Genomic DNA, 23,996 nt, shown 5'->3' on the forward strand with positions numbered 1-23,996 from the left:
GCGTCACAGAGCGAGCAGGGCGCGGTCGAGGACCCGGGTTCCGAAGTGCAGTGCGTCGACCGGGACGCGCTCGTCCACACCGTGGAAGAGCGCCTGGTAGTCGAAGCCCTCGGGGAGCTTCAGCGGGGTGAATCCATAGCCCTCGACGCCCAGCCGGGAGAACTGCTTGGCGTCGGTGCCGCCGGACATGCAGAACGGCACGACGTGCGCACCGGGGTCGAAGTGCTCGAGCGCGGCGCGCAGCACGGCGTACGTCGGCGAGTCCACCGCCGCCTCCAGGGGAACCTCCCGGTGGTGGAACTCCCAGTCCACGTGCGGGCCCGTGAGGCTGTCGAGAGTCCGGTGGAACTCCTCTTCCCCGCCGGGCAGCATCCGGCCGTCGACGAAGGCGGTGGCGCTGCCGGGGATGACGTTCACCTTGTAACCGGCGTCGAGCATCGTCGGGTTGGAGCTGTTGCGCACGGTCGGCTCCACCAGGGCGGCGGACGGGCCGAGTTCGGCGAGGAGCTTGTCGGCGTCGAAGCCGGGCGCGTCCACGTCGGGCTCGGGCAGGCCGTGCACCGCGGCCAGTTCGCGCAGGGCCGCGCGCACGGTCGGCGTGAGCCGCTGCGGCCATTCGTACTCGCCGATGCGGGCGACGGCGGCGGCGAGCCTGGTCACGGCGTTCTCCCGGCTGACCTTCGAGCCGTGGCCGGCCTTGCCCCGCGCGGTGAGCTTCAGCCAGGCGGTGCCCCGCTCCCCCGCGGCGACCGGATACAGCCGGCGGCCCTCCCCCGCGTGGAAGGTGAACGCCCCGGATTCGCTGATGCCTTCGGTGCAGCCCTCGAAGAGCTCGGGATGGTGGTCGGCGAGATAACCGGAGCCGTAGTCGGCGCTGTCCTCCTCGTCCGCGGTGAAGGCCAGCACGATGTCGCGGCGCGGCCGCACGCCGGCCCGCGCCCAGGAGCGGACCACCGCGAGCACCATGGCGTCGGCGTTCTTCATGTCGATCGCGCCGCGGCCCCAGACCACTCCGTCGCGGATCTCCCCGGAGAAGGGGTGCACGCTCCAGTCGGCGGGCTCGGCGGGCACCACGTCGAGGTGGCCGTGCACGAGCAGGGCGTCGGCAGCCGGATCGCTTCCGGCGACTCTCGCCACCACGTTCGTACGCCCCGGGGCCTTCTCCAGAAGCCGCGGCTCGACTCCCGCGACAGCGAGGCGCTCGGCGACGTACTCGGCGGCGGCGCGCTCCGAGCCCTCGCCTCCGCCACGGTTCGTGGTGTCGATGCGGATCAGCTCCGAGGTGAAGGTCACCGCCTCGTCGAGCGCCGTCTGGTCGATGTGCTCAGCCATACTGCTCCTCCACCGCGGCCGATACGACGGTCGTGACCGCCTTGAACGTGCGGATTCCCTCGTACATGCCCGGGGAGGTGTAGGCGACGCGGCGCTCCCCGGTGCGCTCCACGCCGGGCACGACGGTCGCGGCGCCCGCCAGGTGCTCCGCGTCGAACTCCAGCTCCACCGTGTGTTCCTGAGGCCGTGACGGGCTCGACCGCTCGGCCAGAGCCACGGCCTTGCGTGCGGCGGCCCTGATGTCCGCGGCCGTGCGGCCCGGCGTGCGGCACACCGCCGCGTAGCGCGAGACGTAGTCCTTCACGGCGACGCCGAACGCGTCCGGGGCGTATCCCTTCGCGTCCTCGACCGTGCGGTCGTCGCCGGTCACGAGCACGACCGGCACCCCGTACTCCTCGACGACGAGGGCGTTGAGGAGGCCCTCGCTCGCCCGTGCCCCGTCGGCCCACACGCCGGTGATCGAGTTCGCCAAGTACGTGTGCGCCAGGACGCCTTCGGTGCCGGCGCCCGTGTGGTAGCCGACGAAGGCGATGCCGTCCACATCGCCGTGCTGCACGCCCTCCACCATGCTGAGCGACTTGTGCCGGCCCGTGAGCATCTCCGCGCGGTCGTCGAGCTGTTCGAGCAGCAGATTGCGCATCGTCCAGTGCGCCTCGTTGATGAGGACCTCATCGGCGCCGCCCTCGAAGAAGCCGGCCACGGCCGCGTTGACGTCCGAGGTGAACATGGGGCGGCAGCGCTCCCATTGGGCGGTGCCGGGCAGGACGTCCGCGGGCCATGTGACGCCGGTGGCGCCTTCCATGTCCGCGCTGATGAGGATCTTCATGGCGGGAACGTTACGCGGTACGCAAACCCGGTGACACCCTTGTGGATAACTCCTGTGGTCTCAACCACTGAGGAGTCCCACCACCCCTTCCTGACCTGGCGTTTCACCGGTCGCGGGCCCCTTCTCGACGGGACCGCGACACGCTGCGCGTCAACGCACGGACGAAGGCCGGTCCGGGCCACCGCCAACCGTCAGTTCTCGTGGCCGAGTTGCACGTCGTGCTCCGTGCGCCCGCCGCCCGCGATGTGCAGCACCGCCGCCACGGGCGGGTAACCCGCGGCGATAACGGTGTACTCGCCAGCGGCCAGATCGACGAAGCGGAAGACGCCGTCGGCGCGCGTGGTCGCCGTGTCCACGACGTTGCCCGCCGCGTCCAGCAGCGTCACGCGCGCGTCTTCCACGGGCCGTCCGCCGGCGGCCCGCACGGTGCCGCGCAGCATGGCGCCGCCCGCCAGTTCGATGTCCTGCCGCGTCTCGCGCGCCGCGCGTACGGAGACCGGCAGCGCCGCGGGACGGTAGGCGGGGGCGCTCGCCGCGAGTGTGTACTCGCCGTCCACGAGCCCGTCGAGCACGTAACTCCCCTCCACGCCGCTGCGGGTGGCGGCCACCACCTCGCCCCGTACGTCGGTGAGGGTCACCGCGGCCTCCCGCACGGGCTGCCCGTCCGGCGTGAGCACGCAGCCCGCCAGCCGCCCGGCGCCGCCGAGCACGACGTCCAGCTCCACGGGGCGTTCGGCCACGGTGACGCTGACGGCCTGCGGCTGGTGGCCGCTCGCCGCGGCGATCAGGACGTAGGAACCGGTGGCGGGCGTGCTCAGCGCATACCGGCCGTCCTCGCCCGTCGCACCACGCCCGACCTGCTTCCCGGACGTGTCGATGAGGGTGAGGGCCGCGCGGGGCACGCTGCTGCCGTCGTGGTGGCGCACGCTTCCGCACACGGGAACTCCCGCGACGGGCGGGGCACTTGCGGCGGCTCCGGACGCGGGGGCGGGGGCGTCGGCGTGCCCGGGCGTACGCGCCTCGGGCACGGGAGCGTTCTCGGTCACGAGCGGTTTCTCCTTGAGGAAGAAGGTGAAGAGCAGCCCGAGTACGAGCACCGGGACCAGGTACAGGAAGATGCGCGGCATCGCCTCGGCGTAGGCGTGCACGTAGATCTCACGCAGCGGCCCGGGCAGCCTGTGCACGGTCTGCGGGGTGAGCGAGGAGGGGTCGGGAAGCCGCTGTGGCGCGTCGCGCTGCAGCTTGTCCGCCAGGGCGTCCGTGAGCCGCTGGATGAAGACCGTGCCGAAGACGGCGGCGCCCACGCTGCCGCCGATCTGCCGGAAGTAGTTGTTGGCGCTGGTGGCCACGCCGAGGTCGCGCGCCGGCACGGAGTTCTGCACGGCCAGCACCAGCACCGGCAGCACGAGCCCGATACCCAGCCCCAGCACGGCCATCCAGACGCTGTAGGCCGTGCGCGAGGTGTCGGTCTCCAGCCGGGACAGCAGCCACATGCCCACGGCGGAGACGGCGCAGCCCAGCACGGGGAAGATCCGGTAGCGGCCCGTACGGGAGATGAGCTGGCCCGAGACGGTCGAGGAGAGCACGACCCCGCCCATCATGGGCAGCATCAGCAGGCCCGACTCGGTCGCGGTGACGCCGTCGACCATCTGGAGGAACCCCGGCAGATAGCTCGCGGCGCCGAACAGCGCGACGCCGACGGCCACTCCGACGATGCCGGTCACGTTGAAGACGGAGTCCCGGAAGAGGCGCAGCGGCAGCACGGGCTCGCTCACGAGCCGTTCGACGGCGAGGAAGAGGACCACGCTCAGCGCACCCCCGGCGGCGAGCCCGAGGATCACCGTGTCGTCCCACTCGTACTCGGTGCCGCCCCAGCTCGTCAGCAGCACCAGGCAGGTGGAGAAGGAGGCCAGCAGCACCGTCCCGAGCACGTCCAGCTTCGGACGCCCGCGCGGACGCGGCAGCCTCAGGACGAACGCGGTGACGAGCAGCGTGACCAGGCCGAAGGGGACGTTGATGTAGAAGCACCAGCGCCAGGAGAGTTCGTCGGTGAACCAGCCGCCCAGCAGCGGCCCCGCGACCGAGGCGAGCCCGAACGCGGCACCGATCAGGCCCATGTAGCGGCCGCGGGCCCGCGGCGGCACGACGTCCGCGATGATCGCCTGGACGCCGATCATGAGTCCGCCGGCGCCCGCGCCCTGGAGCGCCCGGTAGGCGATCAGTTCGGTCATCGTGCGGGACCAGCCGGCGAGCGCGGAGCCCGCGACGAAGACGGCGATGGCGACGAGGAAGATTCCCTTGCGGCCGAAGAGATCGCCGAGCTTGCCGTAGACGGGCAGGCCGATCGTGGCGGCGAGGAGGTAGGACGTCACCGCCCACTGCATGCGGTCCAGGCCGTGCAGTTCGCCGACGATCTTGGGCAACGCCGTGGCGACGATGGTCTGTTCGAGCGCGGCCAGCAGCAACGCGAGCATCAGGGCGAGGAAGACCAGCCGTACGCGGCTGGGGCTCAGCCCTGCCGGGCTGTCCTGCTGGGGGGCGGCGACGGGGCCGGACCCGGGCCGGGACGTCGCGGGCTCCGCCGCGCCGGTCGCGCCGGTCGCGCCGGTCGCGGCCGCAAGGCCCGACGCCGGGATCTCCACGCTCACTTCGACGACCGGCGGCACAGGGGTTTCGCTCGGGCCTCCCCCTGGGCCTTCGGCCCGGGTGGTGGCCCCGGGCGCACGGGAAGCGTCCGGGCGCTCCAGAGCCGTACCGCTCATCGCACTCCCCTGATCGCGTCCGCCCGTCCTCGGGGAGCATTTCTCGCATTACGCGACAAGGGCGAGCAAGTCAGACAGCACCCGGGGCACAGCGGTCCGCGGATGCGCCAAGTCCGTTGCCCCGGGCGCCTGTCGGGCGCTCAACTGCGGCTTTGAGGACGGACGTCGGCGGGACGCACCCGGCGGCTCACCGCCCGTCCCACCGGGAAGACCACCCGATCCGGTGAGCGCACGTGCGGCCGCTCACCCGCCGCCGCGCCGCCCTCCCGCGCCCCCTGAAGAGGCCGCTCCGCGGCGTCTACCCCTGCTTCTCCGTCTCGGCGGCGAGCTTGGCGAGCATCTCGTCGTAGATGCGAGCGAGGCCCTTGGGGGCGAAGGTCCGCTCGAAGAAGCCCCCGATGCCGCCGGCACCCTTCCACGTGGTCCGCACGGAGACGCGGGAGCCGCCGTCCGCGGCGCCGGGCGCGACCTTCCAGGTCGTGACCATCGTCGAGTTGCGGTCGCTCTCGACCAGTTCGCCCTCGGCCGGCGCCGTGACGTCGACGAGGCAGTCGCGGACGCGCTTGCTGGTGGCCTGGAGCTTCCAGTGCACGAGGGTCCCGGCGCCGTCGCCTCCCTCGCGCACCTCGTACTCGCTGAAGTGGTCCGGCAGCAGCTTCGGCCGGGTCTCGCCGTAGTCGGCGAGCGCGCGGCGTACCGCCTCGGGCTCCGCCGCGATCTCGCGGTGGGTCTCCGCCTCGACCTGCGCCATCTGGTCCTCCTGCTCCTCGTACGTCCGTCGCGCCCCGTAAGCGCATGGCAACCCAATCACCCCGCGGACCGGGGCCCAAATCGGCTTGACAGCACGAGTGGGAACGGATGTTCTATTCTCTGCGTACGAACAGCACGAGGCACGAGGAGGGTCCATGCGCTGGGAGAACCTGAGCGGCGACGGGTCGGCGGTGAATCCCGCCCTCTTCGGCACCGACGTGGTCACACGCACGTTCAACACCCCTGAGTTCGCCGGGATCACGTTCCACGAGGTGCGCGCCCGGTCGATCGTGAACCGGGTGCCGGGGGCCTCCCGGATGCCGTTCGAATGGACGGTCAACCCGTACCGGGGCTGCACGCACGCCTGCGTGTACTGCTTCGCGCGGGGCACGCACCGCTACCTCGACCTCGACACGGGGGCGGGCTTCGACACCCAGATCGTCGTGAAGGTCAACGCCCCCGACCTGCTGCGGCGCGAACTCGGTTCGAGCCGGTGGCGCGGCCAGCACATCGCCATGGGCACCAACGTCGACTGCTACCAGCGCGCCGAGGGCCGTTACCGGCTGATGCCCGGCATCCTCACGGCGCTGCGCGACTACACCAACCCCTTCTCGATCCTCACCAAGGGGACGCTCATCCTGCGCGACCTCGATCTGCTGCGCTCCGCCGCGGCCGTCACGGACGTCGGGATCTCGGTCTCCGTCGGGTTCACCGACGAGGCGCTATGGCGCACCGTCGAACCGGGAACCCCGGCGCCCGAACGCCGCCTCGACGTCGTGCGCACCCTCAGCAGCCAGGGCATCCCGTGCGGGGTGCTGATGGCGCCCGTCATCCCCTTCCTCAGCGACTCGCCGGCCCAACTGCGCACCACAGTGCGGGCGATAGCCGCTGCCGGGGCCACCTCCGTGACCCCGCTCGCGCTGCATCTGCGGCCGGGCGCCCGCGAGTGGTACATGCAGTGGCTCGCCGAGCACCACCCGGGGCTGGTGCGCCACTATGAGGGGCTGTACGCGGACGGCGCCTACGCCCCGAAGTGGTACCAGCGCCGCATCACGCGCCAGGTACACGAACTGGCCGCCGAATACGGCATCGGCCCCGCCGACTCCGGCACGCACCGCCGCATCGACGTACACCCCGACAGAACGGAACCGCAGGAGGCCGAGCCCGAGTCGCCCCACTGCACACAGCTGACTCTCCTGTAGAGGCTCCAGACGGCGGACCCCAGAGGGCAGAGGGGCGGAAAACCGCTCGCGCGGCCGTGCGGGAGGCACGACGATCCACGCATGTCCGAACTCACTCACATCAGGGCCCCGCACGGAGTCGCCCCCGGCAACGGCTACAGCCATGTCGTATGGGGAGACGGCAGGTTCGTCGCCGTCTCCGGGCAGATCGCGCTCGACGAGAACGGCGACCTCGTGGGCCCCGGCGACCCCGCGGCGCAGGCCAGGCAGGTGTTCGTGAATCTGCGGCGCTGTCTCGCGGCGGCGGGCGCGGGCTTCGACGACGTCGTGAAGTTCACCTTCTTCACCACCGACGTCGCCGTCCTGCCCGCGGTCCGCGAGGCACGGGACGCGTGCATCGACGTCGAACGGCCACCGGCCAGCACCGCCGTCCAGGTCTCCTCGCTCGTACGCCCGGATCTGCTGCTGGAGGTGGAGGCGTTCGCGGTCGTCCGCTCCTAGCGGCGTGGCATGAGCCGGTGCCACGCGGACGCGCGGCTCACGCGTCCTCGTAGAGCGTGCTGTCCTCGTCGGCACGGCGGATCGTGCGCAGGGCGTGGCCCGGGCGCCAGACCTGGAAGACGATGTACGGGTCCTCGATCGTGATCCGTACGGCCTCCGACAGCTCCGCGCGGAAGAGATGGAAGCGCTCCGGCACCTCGCCCTGCTCAGTGCCCTCGGCGTACCGCGCGAACTCCTCGGGGTCGGTCACCTCGACCGCGCGCCCCGAGATCCGGACGTCGCCGCCGCCCATGCCGGTGCCCGTGCCGGGGTTGGCGTACATCGAGAAGCGGGGGTCGCGGCGCAGATCGAGCGCCTTGCGGGAGCCGATCATCATGCCCAGCCACAGCTCGTCGCCGCGGAAGTCGCCCTCCAGACCGGTCAGGCGCGGTGAGCCGTCGGGGCGCAGCGTGGCGAGCACGTGGTGCTGGAACGCCTTGAAGCGGGCACGTACGGCGTCGGCGAAGTCGGGTTCGGCGGCGTGGAAGGCCGCCCAGCTCTCAGTCATACGCACATGCTGGCGCCGATACCCGACATCTTCCGTCCGGATTCGGCCGGGCGCGCCGCTCCCCGCCCGAGCGGCCCGGGTCACCGGAAAACCTGTCGTGGTGACCGCGGCGTTCTGCCACGATCCGTTTCATGCCGGTACGGGAGATGACCACGGCGGACGTCGGCGCGGTCGCCGAACTGCGCGTGCGCGCATGGCAGTCCGCGTACAGGGACCTGCTGCCGGACGCGTTCCTCGACGCGATGTCCGTCGAGGAGGACGCCGCCCGGCGGCGCGAGACCTTCGCCAGGACCGAGGGCACCGTCGCCAACCTCGTCACGGAGCGCGCGGACGGCACGGTGACGGGCTGGGCGGCCATCGGCCCGGACCGGCCCGGCGGTATCCACACCCACATCCGGACGCAGGACGAGCAGGGGCCGGGCGAGTGCGCGGAGCTGTACGCGATCTACGTCCTGCCGGGGCTTGTCGGCACGGGTCTCGGGCGGGCCCTGACGGCCGCCTGCCTGGAGTGGGCAGCCCAACGGGGCTTCACACGCGCCGTGTTGTGGGTGATCGAGGGCAACACGCGGGCCCGCCGCTTCTACGAGCGCGCAGGCTTCGCACCGGACGGCACACAGGAGACGTACGACCTGGACGGCCGGGGCACGCACGTCCCGATCGTGCGCTACGCGAGACCGCTGCCGCTCACGGGCAGCGGTGCTGCCTGACCGCTCTCCTTCGGGCCCGCCCCTGCTGCGCGGGAATCCGTGCCAGCGCCGCCTTCGCCGAGGGCGAGAGCCGGTGGTGCTCGGCGGCCGCTCCGAGCACCGCGACGGCGCGCCGGTCCCCCAGCGCGCCCAGACCCTGCACGCAGGCCTCGGCGATCGGCCAGTAGTGCACCGGCCCCATCAGCAGGCGCTGCAACACGGAGATCAATGTGGGCACGGACTCCGGCGCCCGTAACGCCGTGAGCAGCCGTACGGCGTGCAGGGCGTAGCCGGTGCGCAGTTCGTTCGTGGCGAGGGCGGCGGCGGCGCGGGCCGTGCGAGGGTCCCGCAGGCGTGCGAGGGCGTGGGCGGCTGTGGCACAGCGCACGGGGTCGCGGTAGTTCAGCATGAAGATCAGCGTCTCAAAGCTGCGCCTGTCTCCCGCGCTGCCGAGAGCGAACGCCGCCACCTCCCGTGCCCACAGCGGGCGTTGGCCCTCGGCCAGCACAGAGGCCAGTTCGTCGCGCGCCGCGGGAGTGTCCTCCCGGGCGAGCGCGACCAGGCGCTCGTACTCGGCCGGTTCGGCCTCGGCCCGTACGCGATCGATCAACGACCGGAATGCGTCGCCCACTTCCGCTCCACCCCCACGTGCTCCGTCCCACAGCCCTGGAAGTGCCATACCCCTGGCGCATTGGTTACCCACGAGTTAAGCTGCTCGTCGGAGCGGCACCCCCGCTCAGGCGGCCTGGTGACGCAGCCGCCCGAGAGTGAAGTCGGTTCGGCGGGGGTCCGGGTTCCGCGGTGCACCACCGCGGCCCAGCCCGGGCAGCGCCCGCTTGGTACGGAACGGCCCCTGGGACACGGCCGGTTGACCCGTCTCTCCTCCCGCCTTCCTTACCTCTTTCCTCCTTCGGTTTCCTTCATCGGTTTTCCGAGCCGCCTGCTTTCCCTGCCCGCCGTCGCGCTCTGCTCGCTCGCCGTGCGCGCGGCCCGGCACACCCTCACCGTCAGTCGTCACACAGAGGAGTCCCGTGATGGACCGTCCGCCTCTGCACACCATCGCCGTCGTCGGCCTCGGCACCATGGGCACCGGCATCGCCGACGTGCTCGCACGTGCCGGCCGTGAGGTCGTCGGCATCGACATCAGCGACGCCGCCGCGCGTCAGGCCGCCGCCGCCTTCGAGGCCTCGACCGCGAGGGCCGTCCAGCGCGAGCGCATGACCGAGGCCGAGCGGCAGGACGCCCTCGCCCGCTTCCGCACCTTCACCGATCTGGGGGCCGCCGCCGAGGCGGAGCTCGTCATCGAGGTCGTGCCCGAGGACTACGACACCAAGTGCCAGGTCTTCGCCGCGCTCGACACCGTCGTCAAGCCCGACGCGATCCTCGCCACGGGCACCAACGCGCTGTCGGTCACCCGCCTCGCCGCCGACTCGGACCGCCCCGAGCGCGTGCTGGGCCTGCACTTCTTCCATCCGGCCCCGAAGATGAAGCTCGTCGAGGTCGTCTCGTCCGTGCTGACTTCGCCGGAGGCCGTCGCCGCGGTGACCGAACTGGCGCGGGACCTCGGCAAGGAGCCCGTCGCGGTCGGCGACCGCCCCGGATTCGTCGCCGACGGGCTGCTGTTCGGCTACCTCAACCAGGCCGCGGCGATGTACGAGTCGCGCTACGCCAGCCGCGAGGACATCGACAGCGCGATGCGGCTGGGCTGCGGGCTCCCGATGGGCCCGCTGGCGCTGCTCGACCTCATCGGAATCGACACCGCCCGTACCGTGCTGGACGCGATGTACGCCGACTCCCACGACCGGCTGCACGCGCCCGCGCCCATCCTGCGGCAGCTCAGCGACGCCGGACTGACGGGCCAGAAGGCGGGCCGCGGCTTCTACTCCTACGAGGCCCCCGGCTCGTCCGTCACCGTGGCGGATTCCGAGACCCCGGACGACGGCGCCGCCCGTACGCAGGGCCGTCCCGTCTCGTCCGTCGGCGTCGCCGGATCCGGCACGATGGCGAGCGGCATCGCCGAGGTCTTCGCCAAGGCCGGTTACGACACGGTGCTCGCGGCCCGCAGCGAGGAGAAGGCGGAGGCGGCGAAAGCCCGCATCGCCGCCTCCTTCGAACGGGCCGTGAAGAAGGGCCGAATGACCGAGGAGGACCGCGACGCGGCGCTCGCGCGCGTCTCGCCCGCCGGCTCCCTGGACGCCCTGGCCGGCGTGGACCTCGCGGTCGAGGCGGTCACCGAGGACCTCACCGTCAAGCGGGAGCTCTTCGCTCGCCTCGACGAGGTGTGCAAGCCCGGCGCCGTGCTGGCCACGACCACGAGCAGCCTCCCCGTGGTCGCCTGCGCCCGCGCAACGTCCCGCCCGCAGGACGTCGTCGGCATGCACTTCTTCAACCCTGCGCCGGCGATGAAGCTCGTCGAGGTCGTGCGTACGGTGCTCACGGGTGACGAGGCTCACGCCACGGTGCGCGAGGTGTGCGGGCGCGTCCGCAAGCACCCCGTGGACTGCGGCGACCGCGCGGGCTTCATCGTGAACGCGCTGCTGTTCCCGTACCTCAACAACGCCGTGAAGATGGTCGAGCAGCACTACGCCTCGCTCGACGACATCGACGCGGCGATGCGGCTCGGCGGCGGCTATCCGATGGGGCCCTTCGAGCTGCTGGACGTCGTCGGTCTCGACGTCTCCCTCGCCATCGAGCAGGTGCTGCACAGGGAGTTCCGCGACCCGGGGCTGGCACCGGCGCCGCTGCTGGAGCACCTGGTCGCGGCGGGGTGCCTGGGCCGCAAGACGGGACGAGGTTTCCGCGAGTACGCACGACGGTGACGCGTCTGTGAAATGGGACAACCGGTGGGGCGGGCTGCTTGAGCCATCCCGAAGCCGCCCGCCCACCGAGTCCGTCACGGCATGTAACGTTCCCCACATGCCAGACTCCGCGAAGCCGTCCCGTTCGCCTGCCGCAACCTCCCAGCGCCTCAGGATGCGCCGCGAGTTGGCGGCGGCGGCGATGGAGCTCTTCGCGACGAAGGGTTACGAGGCCACGACGGTCGACGAGATCGCGGCGACGGCCGGGGTTGCCCGCCGCACCTTCTTCCGCCACTTCCGCGCCAAGGAAGAGGCGATCTTCCCGGACCACGACGACACGCTCGTACGGGCCCAGGCGGTTCTGGAGGCCGCGCCCGCCCACGAGAACCCGCTCGACACCGTGTGCCGCGGGATCAAGGAGGTCATGCGGATGTACGCGGCGTCCCCGAAGGGAAGCGTCGAGCGCTACAAGCTGACCCGCGAGGTGCCGGCGCTGCGCGAGCGCGAGATCGCCTCCGTCGCGCGCTACGAGCGGCTCTTCACGCGGTATCTGCTGGGCCACTTCGACGAGGCCGCGCACCGCGACGGCGACGACGATCCGCTGCTCGCGGAGGTCGCGGCCTCCGCGGTCGTCACGGCGCACAACCACGTGCTGAGGCGGTGGCTGCGCAGCGGCGGAGTCGGCGACGTGGAGGCGCAGTTGGACCACGCGTTCGCGATCGTACGCAGGACCTTCGGCACGGGCTTCGGGGCGAACCGGCTCGCGGCGCCGGAGCCGGGCGGTGCGGGCGCCGCCGCGCCGCGCGCGGAGACGACGCGGGAGGACGAGGTGCTGGTCACCGTCGCCCGCACGGATACGCCTATCGGCGAGATCATGCGCACGATCGAACAGGCGCTCCGCGACTGATCACCTGGCGGCGCCGCACCCGCCCGCTCCCTCACACCCGCTCCGGCGGCGGGCACGGCCCGGCGGTATCCCTCCGCCGTGGCGGGGGAAGGCGCCCGGCACCAACTCCCGCAGCGAACCGGCCAGTTCGAGCCACGATCACACCAGAGCAGGCACGCCGCATCCCCGCACCGACAAGTGCCGGGCACCTGACCCGCCGCGACGGCGGGACGAACAGCGGCGCAGCCCGGCGGTGCGGAACCCACCGAACACCACCGAGCGCGGCTACGGCACGCACGTCACCGCCGGACACCGCCGTCCCGCGTCCCGCCACTGCGGCGGGAAGAACAAGCCCGTAACGGGCACCAACCCCCTTGCCAGATAGGCAAGTTCACGCACCCGGGGCTCCAGGCGCGGCCCGGGAGCGCCGGGCCGCCCGAGCCGGTTGCGGGTGCGGGCCCGCGACCGGTCACGGCCACGGGAGCCGTACGGGCCGTGCGCGGGCCGGGAAGGCCGGTCGGGCGGAGGCCGGGGTGCTCATGCGTGCGGGGCTCCGTAACATGTGAGAAATTGTTGGCACGCAGTGTCTTGCGTACTGGCACTGGGTGTCATACCTTCAGAGTATCCGGGCGCCGTCCCAGCGGCACCACACCGTCCGTGCCCGGACGCCTGCGTCACCAGGCGAGCCCCGCGCTCACCAGCGCGCCAACAGCATCACCCCGCCGAACCGACGGCTCTGCCTCATACCCGACGACCCTCAAAGCGTCTCCTTCCTCAGCGCTTCGCCGGAGGCATTACCGTGAACAAGATCCTCGACGCGATCCTCGCGTCAGACACGACCGCCGAAGACTTCGCGAACCTCCCCCTCCCGGAGTCCTATCGCGCGGTGACCGTCCACCGGGACGAGGCCGAGATGTTCGACGGCCTCCCCTCCTGGGAGAAGGACCCCCGCAAGTCCCTGCACCTGGACGAGGTGCCGGTGCCCGAACTGGGCCCGGGCGAGGCGCTGGTGGCCGTCATGGCCTCCTCCGTCAACTACAACTCCGTGTGGACGTCGCTCTTCGAGCCCATGTCCACCTTCGGGTTCCTGGAGCGCTACGGGCGCCTGTCGCCGCTGGCCAAGCGGCACGACCTGCCGTACCACGTCATCGGGTCCGACCTGGCCGGTGTCGTGCTGCGTACGGGCGCGGGCGTGAACTCCTGGAAGCCGGGCGACGAGGTCGTCGCGCACTGTCTCTCCGTCGAACTCGAGTCGGCCGACGGCCACAACGACACGATGCTCGACCCGGAGCAGCGCATCTGGGGCTTCGAGACCAACTTCGGCGGCCTCGCCGAGATCGCACTGGTGAAGTCGAACCAGCTGATGCCCAAGCCGGATCACCTCAGCTGGGAGGAGGCCGCAGCCCCGGGCCTGGTGAACTCCACCGCCTACCGGCAGCTGGTCTCCCGCAACGGCGCCGGGATGAAGCAGGGCGACAACGTCCTCATCTGGGGCGCGAGCGGCGGACTCGGCTCGTACGCCACGCAGTTCGCACTCGCCGGCGGCGCCAACCCCATCTGCGTGGTCTCCAGCGAGCAGAAGGCGGACATCTGCCGCCGCATGGGCGCCGAGGCGATCATCGACCGCAACGCCGAGGGCTACAAGTTCTGGAAGGACGAGCACAACCAGGACCCGAGGGAGTGGAAGCGCTTCGGCAAGCGCATCCGCGAACTCACCGGCGGCGAGGACGTCGACATCGTCTTCGAGCACCCCGGGCGCGAGACCTTCGGCGCGAGCGTCTACGTGACGCGCAAGGGCGGCACCATCGTGACCTGCGCCTCCACGTCCGGCTACCAGCACACGTACGACAACCGCTACCTGTGGATGTCGCTCAAGCGCATCATCGGCTCGCACTTCGCCAACTACCGCGAGGCGTGGGAGGCCAACCGCCTCATCGCCAAGGGCAAGATCCACCCGACCCTCTCCCGTACGTACAACCTGGAGGAGACGGGACAGGCCGCGCAGGACGTGCACCGCAACGTCCACCAGGGCAAGGTCGGCGTCCTCGCGCTGGCCCCCGAAGAGGGCCTCGGCGTCCGCGACGCCGAGAAGCGCGCGAAGCACCTCGGCGCGATCAATTTGTTCCGGGACGCAGACGGCGGGCGGAACGGCAAGCATGCCTGAGCGGGCCAAGGACCGCCCTTGGCTGATGCGCACGTACGCGGGCCACTCCACAGCCGAGGCGTCCAACGAGCTGTACCGGCGCAATCTCGCCAAGGGCCAGACCGGGCTCTCGGTCGCCTTCGACCTGCCGACGCAGACCGGCTACGACCCCGACCACGTCCTCGCGCGCGGCGAGGTCGGCCGGGTCGGCGTGCCGGTGTCCCATGTCGCGGACATGCGGCGGCTGTTCGAGGGCATTCCGCTGGAGCAGATGAACACCTCGATGACGATCAACGCGACGGCCATGTGGCTGCTGGCGCTGTACCAGGTCGTCGCGGAGGAGCACGGCGCCGACATCTCCAAGCTCCAGGGGACGACGCAGAACGACATCGTCAAGGAGTACCTCTCTCGGGGAACGCACGTCTTCCCGCCCGGGCCCTCCCTGCGGCTGACGACGGACATGATCGCCTACACGGTGAGCCACATCCCCAAGTGGAATCCGATCAACATCTGCAGCTACCACCTCCAGGAGGCCGGTGCCACGCCGGTCCAGGAGATCGCGTACGCGATGAGCACGGCGATCGCCGTACTCGACGCCGTACGGGACTCGGGGCAGGTGCCGCAGGAGCGGATGGGCGACGTGGTGGCGCGGATCTCCTTCTTCGTCAACGCGGGCGTCCGCTTCGTCGAGGAGATGTGCAAGATGCGGGCCTTCACACGCATCTGGGACCGCATCACCCGCGAGCGGTACGGCATCGAGAACCCCAGACAGCGCCGCTTCCGGTACGGCGTGCAGGTCAACTCCCTGGGCCTGACCGAGGCGCAGCCGGAGAACAACGTCCAGCGGATCGTGCTGGAGATGCTGGCCGTCACGCTCTCCAAGGACGCGCGCGCCCGCGCCGTCCAACTGCCCGCGTGGAACGAGGCGTTGGGCCTGCCGCGGCCCTGGGACCAGCAGTGGTCCCTGCGCATCCAGCAGGTGCTGGCGCTGGAGAGCGACCTGCTGGAGTACGAGGACATCTTCGCCGGCTCGCACGTCGTCGAGGCGAAGGTGGACGAGCTCGTCGAGGCGTCGTCCGCCGAGATCGAGCACATCGAGAAGCTCGGCGGCGCGATGGCGGCCGTCGAATCGGGCTATCTGAAGTCGCAGTTGGTCTCCTCGCACGCGGAGCGCCGAGGCCGCATCGAGTCCGGCGAGGAGAAGATCGTCGGCGTCAACTGCTACGAGTCGACGGAGCCGAACCCGCTCACCGCCGATCTGGAGACGGCCGTCCACACCGTCGACCCCGCGACGGAGGCGCAGGTGGCCGACGCCGTCAGGCTCTGGCGCGCCGACCGCGACGCCTCGCCGGACGCCGCGGCCTCCCGCGCGCTCCAGCGCCTCAAGGACGCCGCCGCCACCGACGCGAACCTCATGGAGGCGACGCTGGAGTGCGCCCGCGCGGGCGTGACCACCGGCGAGTGGGCGGGCGCCCTGCGCGAGGTGTTCGGGGAGTTCCGCGCGCCCACGGGCGTCGGCGGCGCGCCCCTGGCGGTGCCTGCCGAGGAGGGCTCCGCGCTCGCCGACGTACGCCGCCGGGTGGAGCTGACAGCCGGTGAACTCGGCGTCGGCAAGCTGCGGTTGCTGGTCGGCAAGCCGGGCCTGGACGGGCACAGCAACGGTGCCGAGCAGATCGCCGTACGGGCCCGCGACGCGGGTTTCGAGGTGGTCTACCAGGGCATCCGGCTCACGCCCGAGCAGATCTCCTCGGCTGCCGTCGCCGAGGACGTGCACTGCGTCGGCCTGTCCATCCTCTCCGGCTCGCACGCCGAGCTGGTGCCGGACGTGCTGGAGCGGCTGCGGCGCGCGGGCGCGGCGGATGTCCCCGTCGTCGTCGGCGGCATCATCCCCGCGGCCGACGCCGCGGCCCTGCGCGAGGCCGGAGTCGCCGCGGTCTTCACGCCCAAGGACTTCGGCATCACGGAGATCATCGGCCGTATCGTCAACGAAATCCGCACAGCGAACAAGCTCGACCCCCTGGAGGTCCCCGCATGACTGCCCCGTCGCCGGACACCGGCCAGGCATCCCGCCGTCTGCGCCCTCGGCGCTCCTGCATGGCCGTGCCCGGAAGCAACCCGCGCTTCCTGGAGAAGGCGCAGGGCCTCCCCGCCGACCAGGTCTTCCTCGACCTGGAGGACGCGTGTGCGCCGCTGGCCAAGGAGGACGCCCGGCACACCATCGTGAAGTTCCTCAACGAGGGCGACTGGAGCGGCAAGACGCGGGTCGTGCGCGTCAACGACTGGACGACGCACTGGACTTACCGCGACGTGATCACCGTCGTCGAGGGCGCCGGTCACAACCTGGACTGCATCATGCTGCCGAAGGTGCAGGACGCGCAGCAGGTGCACGCCCTGGACATGCTGCTCACCCAGATCGAGACGACGATGGGCTTCGAGGTCGGCCGCATCGGCATCGAGGCGCAGATCGAGAACGCCAAGGGCCTCGTGAACGTCGACGAGATCGCGGCGGCCTCGCAGCGCATGGAGACGATCGTCTTCGGGCCGGCCGACTTCATGGCGTCCATCAACATGAAGTCCCTCGTCGTGGGCGAGCAGCCGCCGGGCTACCCGTCGGACGCCTACCACTACATCCTGATGCGGATCCTGATGGCCGCCCGCACGCACGACCTCCAGGCGATCGACGGACCGTACCTCCAGATCAAGAACGTCGACGGCTTCCGCGAGGTGGCCCAGCGCGCCGCCGCGCTCGGCTACGACGGCAAGTGGGTGCTGCACCCGGGCCAGGTCGAGGCCTCCAACGAGATCTTCTCCCCCTCCCAGGAGGACTACGACCACGCCGAGATGATCCTCGACGCCTACGAGTACTTCACGTCCGAGGCGGGCGGCAAGAAGGGCTCGGCGATGCTCGGCGACGAGATGATCGACGAGGCCAGCCGCAAGATGGCACTGGTCGTCGCGGGCAAGGGCCGTGCCGCCGGTATGTCCCGTACGACGTCCTTCGAAGCACCGGAGGCGTGAGCGACATGCAATTCGGCCGCACCTACGAGGAGTTCACCGTCGGGGACGTCTACAGGCACTGGCCCGGCAAGACCGTCACCGAGTACGACGACCACCTGTTCTGTCTGCTCACGATGAACCACCACCCGCTCCACATGGACTCCAACTACGCGGAGCGCACGACCGACTTCGGCAAGAACGTCGTGGTGGGCAACTACGTCTACTCGCTGCTGCTGGGCATGTCCGTGCCGGACGTCTCCGGAAAGGCCATCGCCAATCTTGAGGTCGAGTCGCTCAAGCACGTGGCACCGACCTTCCACGGCGACACGATCTACGGCGAGACGACGGTCCTGGACAAGATCCCGTCGAAGTCGAAGAGCGACCGCGGGATCGTGCACGTCGAGACCAAGGGCTACAACCAGGACGGCACGCTCGTGTGCGTCTTCCGGCGCAAGGTGATGGTGCCCACGGAGGCGTACGTCAAGGAGCGCGGCGGAGAGCAGCCGGGCCGGCCCGAACTGCGCGAGGCGCCCTCACGCGACGAGGCCAAGGGAGGCAAGTGAGATGGGAAGGCTCGCACAGACCGAAGGCCTCACGGACATCCAGCAGGAGATCCTCTCCACCGTCCGCGGCTTCGTGGACAAGGAGATCCTGCCGGTCGCCACGGAGCTGGAGCACCGCGACGAGTATCCGACGGAGATCGTCGAGGGCCTCAAGGAGCTCGGCCTCTTCGGACTGATGATCCCCGAGGAGTACGGCGGCCTCGGCGAGTCCCTGCTGACGTACGCGCTGTGCGTCGAGGAGATCGCGCGCGGCTGGATGAGCGTCTCGGGCATCATCAACACGCACTTCATCGTGGCGTACATGCTCAAGCAGCACGGCACCACGGAGCAGAAGGAGCACTTCCTGCCGCGGATGGCCACGGGCGAGGTGCGCGGCGCCTTCTCGATGTCGGAGCCCGGTCTGGGCTCGGACGTTTCGGCCATCTCGTCCAAGGGCGTGCGCGAGGGCGACGGCCCCGACGGGGACTTCGTCCTCAACGGCCAGAAGATGTGGCTGACGAACGGCGGTTCGTCGACGCTGGTCGCGGTGCTCTGCCGCACCGACGAGGGCCACCCCGAGGGAACGGCGCCGCACAAGTCGATGACGACGTTCCTGGTCGAGAAGGAGCCGGGGTTCGGGGAGGTGCGGCCCGGCCTGACCATCCCCGGCAAGATCGACAAGATGGGCTACAAGGGCGTCGACACGACCGAGCTCATCATGCAGGACCTGCGCGTCCCGGCGGACCGGGTGCTCGGCGGCCAGACGGGCCGCGGTTTTTACCAAATGATGGACGGCGTCGAAGTGGGCCGCGTGAATGTGGCGGCGCGTGGCTGCGGTGTGGCACAGCGTGCCTTCGAGTTGGGCATCGACTACGCACAGCAACGGCACACATTCGGAAAGCCGATCGCCCAGCATCAGGCCATTCAGTTCAGGCTGGCCGAAATGGCCACGAAGGTGGAGGCGGCCCATGCGCTGATGGTCGGCGCGGCCCGTAAGAAAGACGCCGGTCAGCGCAACGACCTGGAAGCCGGAATGGCCAAATACCTCGCCTCCGAGTACTGCAAGGAGGTCGTGGAGGACGCGTTTCGCATCCACGGCGGGTACGGTTTCTCCAAGGAGTACGAGATCGAGCGCCTCTACCGAGAGGCGCCGATGCTCTTGATCGGTGAAGGAACCGCCGAGATCCAGAAAATGATCGTAGGCCGCCGCCTGTTGGAGGAGTATCGCTTCCAGGGGTGATGTCCCTTTTCGGGGTGTTTTCCTGACAGCCGGGAAGGCATCCCGATCCGGGATTCACGGCACGGACTGCCGCACTGGCTTGGCCAGTTGCCATCCGTAACCGATAGCATCCCGGAAAGCCGCCGTCCCCCAATCGTTGCCGCGGCTCCCTCCGCTACGAAGGTCATACATGCCCCACAGCCCATCCTCTGCACCCCGCGGACGAGTCCGTATCGCGCGCGGAGCGTCGCCGTGGCTCGTGCCGACCGTGGCCACCGCGGCCGTCGGCCTCCTCCGCGCCCGCCGCTCGAAGAGAGCGGCCGCGGTCGCCGTACCGGCGACGGCGCTCGCGGCAGGCATGCTCTGGTTCTTCCGCGACCCGGAGCGCGAGATCTCGCAGGGACGCGTCATCTCTCCTGCCGACGGAGTGGTGCAGAGCATCATGCCGTGGCACGACGGACGTACCCGCGTCGCGATCTTCATGAGCCCTCTCAACGTCCACGTCAACCGCGCCCCGCTCGCGGGCACCGTGGCGTCCGTGGAGCACGTCCCCGGCGGCTACGTCCCCGCTTTCAACAAGGAGAGCGAGAACAACGAACGGGTCGTGTGGCACTTCGACACCGAGATCGGCGACGTGGAGATGGTGCAGATCGCCGGTGCGGTGGCGCGCCGGATCGTGCCGTACGTGCCGCAGGGCTGCAAGGTCGAACAGGGCGACCGCGTGGGCCTGATCCGCTTCGGCTCCCGCGTCGACGTCTACCTCCCCGAAGGAGTCGAGGCCGCCGTCGAGGTCGGCCAGGCCACCACCGCGGGGGTGACTCGCCTTGACCGTGATTGATCCCGATACGCAGGCCGCCGCCTGGGTCGCCGAGGCAGAGGCAGGGGCGGACGATGACGACGAGATGCCGCTCTCCACGCGGCTCTCGATAGCCGACACCCTCACGCTGGGCAACGCGACCTGCGGCTTCATGGCGGTGTACTTCACCACCACCGGCGTCCTCATCCCGCATCTGACGGGCAGCGAGGACGGCGGCATGGCCCGGCACAGCGCCGCGACCGCCGTGATGCTGATGCTGCTGGCGTCCGTCTTCGACCTCTTCGACGGGCTGGTGGCGCGGAAGCTGCGCAGCTCGGCCATGGGCGCGGAGCTGGACAACCTCTCCGATCTCATCAGCTTCGGGCTGGCCCCCGCCTACTTCGTGGCCACGTGGGGCATGGTCGCCAACGACGCGAACCAGCAGGTGTCGGTGGTGGCCGCCGTCGTGGTGCTGCTGGCGGTGGTGCTGCGCCTTGCCAGATTCTCGTGCGTGCCCATGCGTGACGGCATGTTCCAGGGCATGCCGGGGCCGTTCGGTGCGCTGAGCGTCGTGTCGATCGTGCTGCTGGAGCTGCCGTTCGTGCCGACGCTGCTGGCCATCATGGGCGTCGCGTGGCTGATGGTGAGCCGCGTCGAGTATCCGAAGCCGAGGGGACGGCTGGCGGTGGCGATGCTCGGCTGGATCGTCGCGAGCATGGGGCTGCTGGCGGCCTGGGCGTTCGACGCTCCGGGCGGCGAGCTGCTGCTCCAGACCGGCTGCGCGCTCCAGGTCGTACTGGGCGCCGTCATCCCGCTCTTCGCGACCTTCCGCCGAGTGCACACCTTCCGCGACAACCGCCGTGAGGCGAGGACCGCGGCGCAGGGCTAGCGGTTCACCTTCGGCAGCACACCGCGTCGCGGTGCGACGGCACCGCTTACCGTCTCGTCGGCGCCGGGGCCCGGGTTTCCACAACCGGGCCCCGGCGCTGTTCTGTTCAGCCGTCGGCTGTGTGCCCGGTCGGCTGTGCCGTACAGTCGGCACGGAGAGTTCGTCGTACGCTGGCCTTCACGCTGGCGCCGCTCTCGCCGAACGACGACGCCGGCCCGACAACGGCCGGGGACGGGTCTGCGCAGTGTTCGCGATGACCGACCACGCCGAGGCAGCACGCGAGACCTCCGGAGCAGTCACGGATTTCGGGGCGGAGCCCCAGGGTCCCGCCCCGCATCCCCCGATGACGGCTGCCGACTTCTGACCATCCCTGCGGTGGACCTCCACCGCCCCCGAGGGGACGGGTGGAGTGCGATCGCCGCGGGTTCCAAGGCGCGACGGAACGCGCCGTAACGATCAGGACCACTGATGACACACGATGACACCCTTCCCGAGCCCGGCCTCGCCGAGGTACGCATCACGGCGGCCTCACCCGACGTCGCCCGGCAGGTGGCGCAGGCACTGCGCGCTTGCTTCGCCGGCACGGAACAACGCAGCTATCCCGCCGGCGAAACCGGCACGGGCACGCAGCTCCGCCTCACCCTGGACACCAGCCGGCTCCCCCGTGGGCACGCACTGGGGCGGCCCGGACACCTGGCAGCAGGAACCGGACAGACATGGGCATAGCCGGGAACGTCAGGCCCCCGCACCGGACAGGCCGCCTCGCCGTCCGCCTCGCCCTGTTGCCCGCGCACACGGAACCGCTGTGGTGCGACGGCACCTGGTGGCCACGCTCGCACGACCTCGGCCGGGAACTTCCCGCCCTCATCTCCGCGCTGGAGGAGCGCTGGCCCGGCATCACCCGAGTCACCGTCAGCCGTGCGATGTGGCGAATCCGCCCCGAAGTCCTGGCACTTGACGAGGACCGCACGGTGCACATCGACCGGTGCGACGTCCCCCCGGACCCGCACACGGTACGCCTGCGCTCCGCCGCAGCCCACTGCGACCTGCTGGTCATACCTCCCGGTCCGGGGTGGGCCCGCCGGAACGCCGGGCCGTGGCAGACCCGTTGAGCCTCACGGCGGAGTAGGCTGGCGATACCGAGGGCCTTCCGTGCACCGCTTGTCCATACGGGTGCCGTCCTGGGCGATGGAAGACACCGGGCCGCTCATGCGCCCGAGTCAGGTACGCGTCATGCACGTGACCGCAGACCGCACTCAACTGATCCACGAGCCGTATTCCGCGCCGCCGCTCCGGCTCGCACTGAAGTCGGACGGGGCCCCGGCGGGTCTTCTCGACGGTGCCTGGTGGCCGCACTCGCGCAATCTTCTGCGTGAACTCCCCGCCCTCACGGACGCGTTGGACCCCCGCCGGGGACGCATCACGCGAATCTCCGTGAACCCCGCTCGCTGGCCGGTCATCCCGCGCAAGGTGCCGGTCACCGGTCATGAGGTCAAGGTCGGCTGGTTCAGGGCGGAGCAGGACCAGCACAAGCTCGTACTGCTGTCCTACCGCGTCGGACGCTGGGACCTGCTGGTGGTACCGCCCGAGACGGGCTCGGCCACTGCCGCCCGGCTGATGGCCGCCGCGATCGACCCCGGGCTCCGCCTCACCGCGAGCGCTCTTCTCGCGGCCGACGACGCGGCTCGGACCGTGACCGAGGAGCTGCGAGCCCAAGAGGAGAAGTGGGAGTCCGACGGCGGCTCCGCTCCCGTGACCGCCGCAACCTCACAGACGCGCGGAGTGTGAGCACGATGGACACCCTCATCACCATCGGCATCGTCCTCGCGATGATCGCCGCGGGCACGCTCACCATCCGCCGGCTGAACCGCACCCAGGCCGACCGGGCCGCGACCACGCTTCAGAAGCCACTCCGGCGGAGCGGGAAGGGGCGTCCCGGTGCCGGCCGACGCGGGGACCACTCCAAGGAGGCATCCTGAAATGAATGATCACCGGCCCCTGTCAATCCCTTCAAAGGAGGCTCTTCCCTTGAGCAGCGCTGAACACGAACCGGCCCGCAGTCAGCACTCCGGTCCGGCACCCCCCGCCGCGGACACCGCCTCGCGCTCCGGCGGAAGTGACTTCGCCCGGTTGTCGAAGCAGATCGTGTCGGCAGGGCTGATGCGCCGTCGACCGGGCTACTACACGCTGCGGATCACGCTCGTGGCGGCGCTCTACGCCACGGGCTGGGCCGCCTTCCTGCTGCTCGGCGAGAGCTGGTGGAGCCTGGCCGTGGCAGGGTACCTGGCGCTGGTGTTCGGCCAAGTCGCGCTCGTGGCACACGACGTGGCTCACCGTCAGGTCTTCCGGCGGCGCGGGGCGAGTGAGCGCGTGGGGCGTATCGCCGGGAACCTGGGCATCGGCATGGGCTACGGCTGGTGGCAGGACAAGCACACCCGTCACCACGCTCACCCCAACGACGAGGAACTGGACCCCGACGTCGTCCCCGACCTGCTGGTGTGGACGCAGGACCAGGCCCGTACGGCCCGGGGCCTGCCGCGGCTGATCGGGCGCGCACAGGCTTTCCTGTTCTTCCCGCTTCTCGCTCTGGAGGGCTTCAATCTGCACGTCTCCGGAGTCAGGGCGCTGCGAAACCGGGCGGTCAAACGCCGCGGCGTGGAAGGGACCATGCTGTTCGCGCACTTCGGGCTGTATCTGACAGCGCTCTTCCTGGTGCTTCCGCCCGTCCTGGCTCTGATCTTCCTGGCGGTGCACCAGTGCACGTTCGGCCTCTACCTCGGCTCGATCTTCGCCCCCAACCACAAGGGCATGCCGATCCTGAGGGCCGGGGAGCGCCCGGACTTCCTGCGGCGTCAGGTGCTCACCTCGCGCAACGTACGTGGCGGATGGTTCACGGACATCGCGCTGGGCGGGCTCAATCACCAGATCGAGCACCATCTCTTCCCGAGCATGCCGAGCCCGCAGTTGCGCAAGGCGCAGCCCATCGTGAGGCAGTACTGCTCCGAGATGGGTGTGGACTATCTGGAGACCGGGATCATCGCCTCCTACCGGCAGACGCTCAGGAGCCTGCACCGCGCCGGAGCGCCCCTGCGGGCGGCCCGCGCCGGCTGATGCCGCCCGCACACGACGTGGCCGGTTCGT

General features: G+C 70.6%; 23 protein-coding genes. 17 read left to right on the forward strand and 6 right to left on the reverse strand.

Features of this window, described 5'->3' with window-relative positions; genetic code table 11:
* Positions 1–3 precede the first annotated feature (3 nt).
* The 4 genes from QQM67_RS15230 to QQM67_RS15245 form a co-directional block, all read right to left on the reverse strand.
* Positions 4–1,332, reverse strand: coding sequence for a M20/M25/M40 family metallo-hydrolase (locus tag QQM67_RS15230; RefSeq protein WP_314174363.1), 1,329 nt, complete (start codon positions 1,330–1,332; stop codon positions 4–6).
* The gene (locus QQM67_RS15235) at positions 1,325–2,158 is read right to left on the reverse strand and encodes a M55 family metallopeptidase (protein ID WP_314174364.1); all 834 of its coding nucleotides are present in this window, start codon (positions 2,156–2,158) and stop codon (positions 1,325–1,327) included. Before QQM67_RS15235 ends, QQM67_RS15230 begins: the two co-directional genes overlap by 8 nt.
* 191 nt (positions 2,159–2,349) lie before the next feature.
* Positions 2,350–4,920, reverse strand: coding sequence for an MFS transporter (locus QQM67_RS15240; RefSeq protein ID WP_314174365.1), 2,571 nt, complete (start codon positions 4,918–4,920; stop codon positions 2,350–2,352).
* Positions 4,921–5,218: 298 nt separating this feature from the next.
* Positions 5,219–5,671, reverse strand: coding sequence for an SRPBCC family protein (locus tag QQM67_RS15245; RefSeq protein WP_314174366.1), 453 nt, complete (start codon positions 5,669–5,671; stop codon positions 5,219–5,221).
* Positions 5,672–5,825: 154 nt separating this feature from the next.
* Between QQM67_RS15245 and QQM67_RS15250 the strand changes: the two genes are divergently transcribed.
* Both QQM67_RS15250 and QQM67_RS15255 read left to right on the forward strand, forming a co-directional pair.
* Positions 5,826–6,872, forward strand: a complete 1,047-nt coding sequence (locus tag QQM67_RS15250; protein WP_314174367.1) for an Rv2578c family radical SAM protein — start codon at positions 5,826–5,828, stop codon at positions 6,870–6,872.
* Positions 6,873–6,953: 81 nt separating this feature from the next.
* Entirely contained in the window at positions 6,954–7,352 is a 399-nt protein-coding gene (locus tag QQM67_RS15255; RefSeq protein WP_314174368.1) for a RidA family protein, read from the forward strand.
* 37 nt (positions 7,353–7,389) lie between these two features.
* On the opposite strand, the gene QQM67_RS15260 is transcribed toward QQM67_RS15255, so the two are convergent.
* A complete protein-coding gene (locus QQM67_RS15260) occupies positions 7,390–7,899 on the reverse strand; it encodes a pyridoxamine 5'-phosphate oxidase family protein (RefSeq protein WP_314174369.1) in 510 nt (169 codons plus the stop codon).
* Positions 7,900–8,030: 131 nt separating this feature from the next.
* Here QQM67_RS15260 and QQM67_RS15265 point away from each other — a divergent pair, with 131 nt between their 5' ends.
* Positions 8,031–8,606, forward strand: coding sequence for a GNAT family N-acetyltransferase (locus tag QQM67_RS15265; protein ID WP_314174370.1), 576 nt, complete (start codon positions 8,031–8,033; stop codon positions 8,604–8,606).
* On the opposite strand, the gene QQM67_RS15270 is transcribed toward QQM67_RS15265, so the two are convergent.
* A complete protein-coding gene (locus QQM67_RS15270; protein WP_314174371.1) occupies positions 8,584–9,216 on the reverse strand; it encodes a HEAT repeat domain-containing protein in 633 nt (210 codons plus the stop codon). The genes QQM67_RS15265 and QQM67_RS15270 overlap by 23 nt on opposite strands.
* 403 nt (positions 9,217–9,619) lie before the next feature.
* Between QQM67_RS15270 and QQM67_RS15275 the strand changes: the two genes are divergently transcribed.
* The 14 genes from QQM67_RS15275 (at position 9,620) to QQM67_RS15340 (ending at position 23,966) form a co-directional block, all read left to right on the forward strand.
* Positions 9,620–11,404 carry a 3-hydroxyacyl-CoA dehydrogenase family protein gene (locus QQM67_RS15275; protein ID WP_314174372.1) on the forward strand — a complete coding sequence of 595 codons (1,785 nt, stop codon included), beginning with the start codon at positions 9,620–9,622 and terminating at the stop codon, positions 11,402–11,404.
* 97 nt (positions 11,405–11,501) lie between these two features.
* Positions 11,502–12,290, forward strand: a complete 789-nt coding sequence (locus QQM67_RS15280; RefSeq protein ID WP_314174373.1) for a TetR family transcriptional regulator — start codon at positions 11,502–11,504, stop codon at positions 12,288–12,290.
* A gap of 772 nt (positions 12,291–13,062) precedes the next feature.
* The gene (gene ccrA, locus QQM67_RS15285; protein WP_314174497.1) at positions 13,063–14,433 is read left to right on the forward strand and encodes a crotonyl-CoA carboxylase/reductase; all 1,371 of its coding nucleotides are present in this window, start codon (positions 13,063–13,065) and stop codon (positions 14,431–14,433) included.
* On the forward strand, positions 14,426–16,447 hold the full coding sequence (locus QQM67_RS15290) for a protein meaA (RefSeq protein WP_314174374.1): 2,022 nt from the start codon (positions 14,426–14,428) through the stop codon (positions 16,445–16,447). Before ccrA ends, QQM67_RS15290 begins: the two co-directional genes overlap by 8 nt.
* Positions 16,444–17,430 (forward strand): HpcH/HpaI aldolase/citrate lyase family protein, encoded by a 987-nt coding sequence (locus tag QQM67_RS15295; RefSeq protein ID WP_314174375.1) that lies wholly within the window; start codon positions 16,444–16,446, stop codon positions 17,428–17,430. The genes QQM67_RS15290 and QQM67_RS15295 overlap by 4 nt, the downstream gene beginning before the upstream one ends.
* Positions 17,431–17,435: 5 nt before the next feature.
* Positions 17,436–17,972, forward strand: coding sequence for a MaoC family dehydratase (locus QQM67_RS15300; protein ID WP_314174498.1), 537 nt, complete (start codon positions 17,436–17,438; stop codon positions 17,970–17,972).
* A 1-nt stretch (position 17,973) separates the two neighbouring features.
* Entirely contained in the window at positions 17,974–19,191 is a 1,218-nt protein-coding gene (locus QQM67_RS15305; protein WP_314174376.1) for an acyl-CoA dehydrogenase family protein, read from the forward strand.
* 169 nt (positions 19,192–19,360) lie between these two features.
* The gene (locus QQM67_RS15310; protein WP_314174377.1) at positions 19,361–20,008 is read left to right on the forward strand and encodes a phosphatidylserine decarboxylase; all 648 of its coding nucleotides are present in this window, start codon (positions 19,361–19,363) and stop codon (positions 20,006–20,008) included.
* Complete coding sequence (gene pssA / locus QQM67_RS15315; RefSeq protein WP_314174378.1) at positions 19,995–20,855, forward strand: CDP-diacylglycerol--serine O-phosphatidyltransferase; 861 nt, start codon at positions 19,995–19,997, stop codon at positions 20,853–20,855. The genes QQM67_RS15310 and pssA overlap by 14 nt, the downstream gene beginning before the upstream one ends.
* Before the next feature lie 468 nt (positions 20,856–21,323).
* Entirely contained in the window at positions 21,324–21,581 is a 258-nt protein-coding gene (locus QQM67_RS15320) for a hypothetical protein (RefSeq protein WP_314174379.1), read from the forward strand.
* Positions 21,572–21,967 carry a DUF5994 family protein gene (locus QQM67_RS15325; protein WP_314174380.1) on the forward strand — a complete coding sequence of 132 codons (396 nt, stop codon included), beginning with the start codon at positions 21,572–21,574 and terminating at the stop codon, positions 21,965–21,967. Before QQM67_RS15320 ends, QQM67_RS15325 begins: the two co-directional genes overlap by 10 nt.
* 121 nt (positions 21,968–22,088) lie before the next feature.
* A complete protein-coding gene (locus QQM67_RS15330) occupies positions 22,089–22,643 on the forward strand; it encodes a DUF5994 family protein (RefSeq protein ID WP_314174381.1) in 555 nt (184 codons plus the stop codon).
* A 5-nt stretch (positions 22,644–22,648) separates the two neighbouring features.
* Positions 22,649–22,834, forward strand: coding sequence for a hypothetical protein (locus tag QQM67_RS15335; RefSeq protein WP_314174382.1), 186 nt, complete (start codon positions 22,649–22,651; stop codon positions 22,832–22,834).
* Between the two features lie 49 nt (positions 22,835–22,883).
* Positions 22,884–23,966 (forward strand): fatty acid desaturase, encoded by a 1,083-nt coding sequence (locus QQM67_RS15340; protein ID WP_399066725.1) that lies wholly within the window; start codon positions 22,884–22,886, stop codon positions 23,964–23,966.
* Positions 23,967–23,996: the final 30 nt, after the last annotated feature.

Origin of the sequence: Streptomyces winkii (assembly GCF_032248595.1) — a bacterium.
Lineage (GTDB): Bacteria > Actinomycetota > Actinomycetes > Streptomycetales > Streptomycetaceae > Streptomyces > Streptomyces winkii.

Bases quoted from the DNA above. Each gene is read 5' to 3' on its own strand.
- QQM67_RS15230 (WP_314174363.1), bottom strand. From the start codon at position 1,332: ATGGCTGAGCACATCGACCAGACGGCGCTCGACGAGGCGGTGACCTTC.
- QQM67_RS15250 (WP_314174367.1), top strand. From the start codon at position 5,826: ATGCGCTGGGAGAACCTGAGCGGCGACGGGTCGGCGGTGAATCCCGCC.
- QQM67_RS15265 (WP_314174370.1), top strand. From the start codon at position 8,031: ATGCCGGTACGGGAGATGACCACGGCGGACGTCGGCGCGGTCGCCGAA.
- QQM67_RS15290 (WP_314174374.1), top strand. From the start codon at position 14,426: ATGCCTGAGCGGGCCAAGGACCGCCCTTGGCTGATGCGCACGTACGCG.
- QQM67_RS15275 (WP_314174372.1), top strand. From the start codon at position 9,620: ATGGACCGTCCGCCTCTGCACACCATCGCCGTCGTCGGCCTCGGCACC.
- QQM67_RS15240 (WP_314174365.1), bottom strand. From the start codon at position 4,920: ATGAGCGGTACGGCTCTGGAGCGCCCGGACGCTTCCCGTGCGCCCGGG.
- QQM67_RS15295 (WP_314174375.1), top strand. From the start codon at position 16,444: ATGACTGCCCCGTCGCCGGACACCGGCCAGGCATCCCGCCGTCTGCGC.
- QQM67_RS15235 (WP_314174364.1), bottom strand. From the start codon at position 2,158: ATGAAGATCCTCATCAGCGCGGACATGGAAGGCGCCACCGGCGTCACA.
- QQM67_RS15320 (WP_314174379.1), top strand. From the start codon at position 21,324: ATGACACACGATGACACCCTTCCCGAGCCCGGCCTCGCCGAGGTACGC.
- QQM67_RS15260 (WP_314174369.1), bottom strand. From the start codon at position 7,899: ATGACTGAGAGCTGGGCGGCCTTCCACGCCGCCGAACCCGACTTCGCC.
- QQM67_RS15330 (WP_314174381.1), top strand. From the start codon at position 22,089: ATGCACGTGACCGCAGACCGCACTCAACTGATCCACGAGCCGTATTCC.
- QQM67_RS15255 (WP_314174368.1), top strand. From the start codon at position 6,954: ATGTCCGAACTCACTCACATCAGGGCCCCGCACGGAGTCGCCCCCGGC.
- QQM67_RS15310 (WP_314174377.1), top strand. From the start codon at position 19,361: ATGCCCCACAGCCCATCCTCTGCACCCCGCGGACGAGTCCGTATCGCG.
- QQM67_RS15245 (WP_314174366.1), bottom strand. From the start codon at position 5,671: ATGGCGCAGGTCGAGGCGGAGACCCACCGCGAGATCGCGGCGGAGCCC.
- QQM67_RS15300 (WP_314174498.1), top strand. From the start codon at position 17,436: ATGCAATTCGGCCGCACCTACGAGGAGTTCACCGTCGGGGACGTCTAC.
- QQM67_RS15325 (WP_314174380.1), top strand. From the start codon at position 21,572: ATGGGCATAGCCGGGAACGTCAGGCCCCCGCACCGGACAGGCCGCCTC.
- QQM67_RS15305 (WP_314174376.1), top strand. From the start codon at position 17,974: ATGGGAAGGCTCGCACAGACCGAAGGCCTCACGGACATCCAGCAGGAG.
- QQM67_RS15335 (WP_314174382.1), top strand. From the start codon at position 22,649: ATGGACACCCTCATCACCATCGGCATCGTCCTCGCGATGATCGCCGCG.
- QQM67_RS15280 (WP_314174373.1), top strand. From the start codon at position 11,502: ATGCCAGACTCCGCGAAGCCGTCCCGTTCGCCTGCCGCAACCTCCCAG.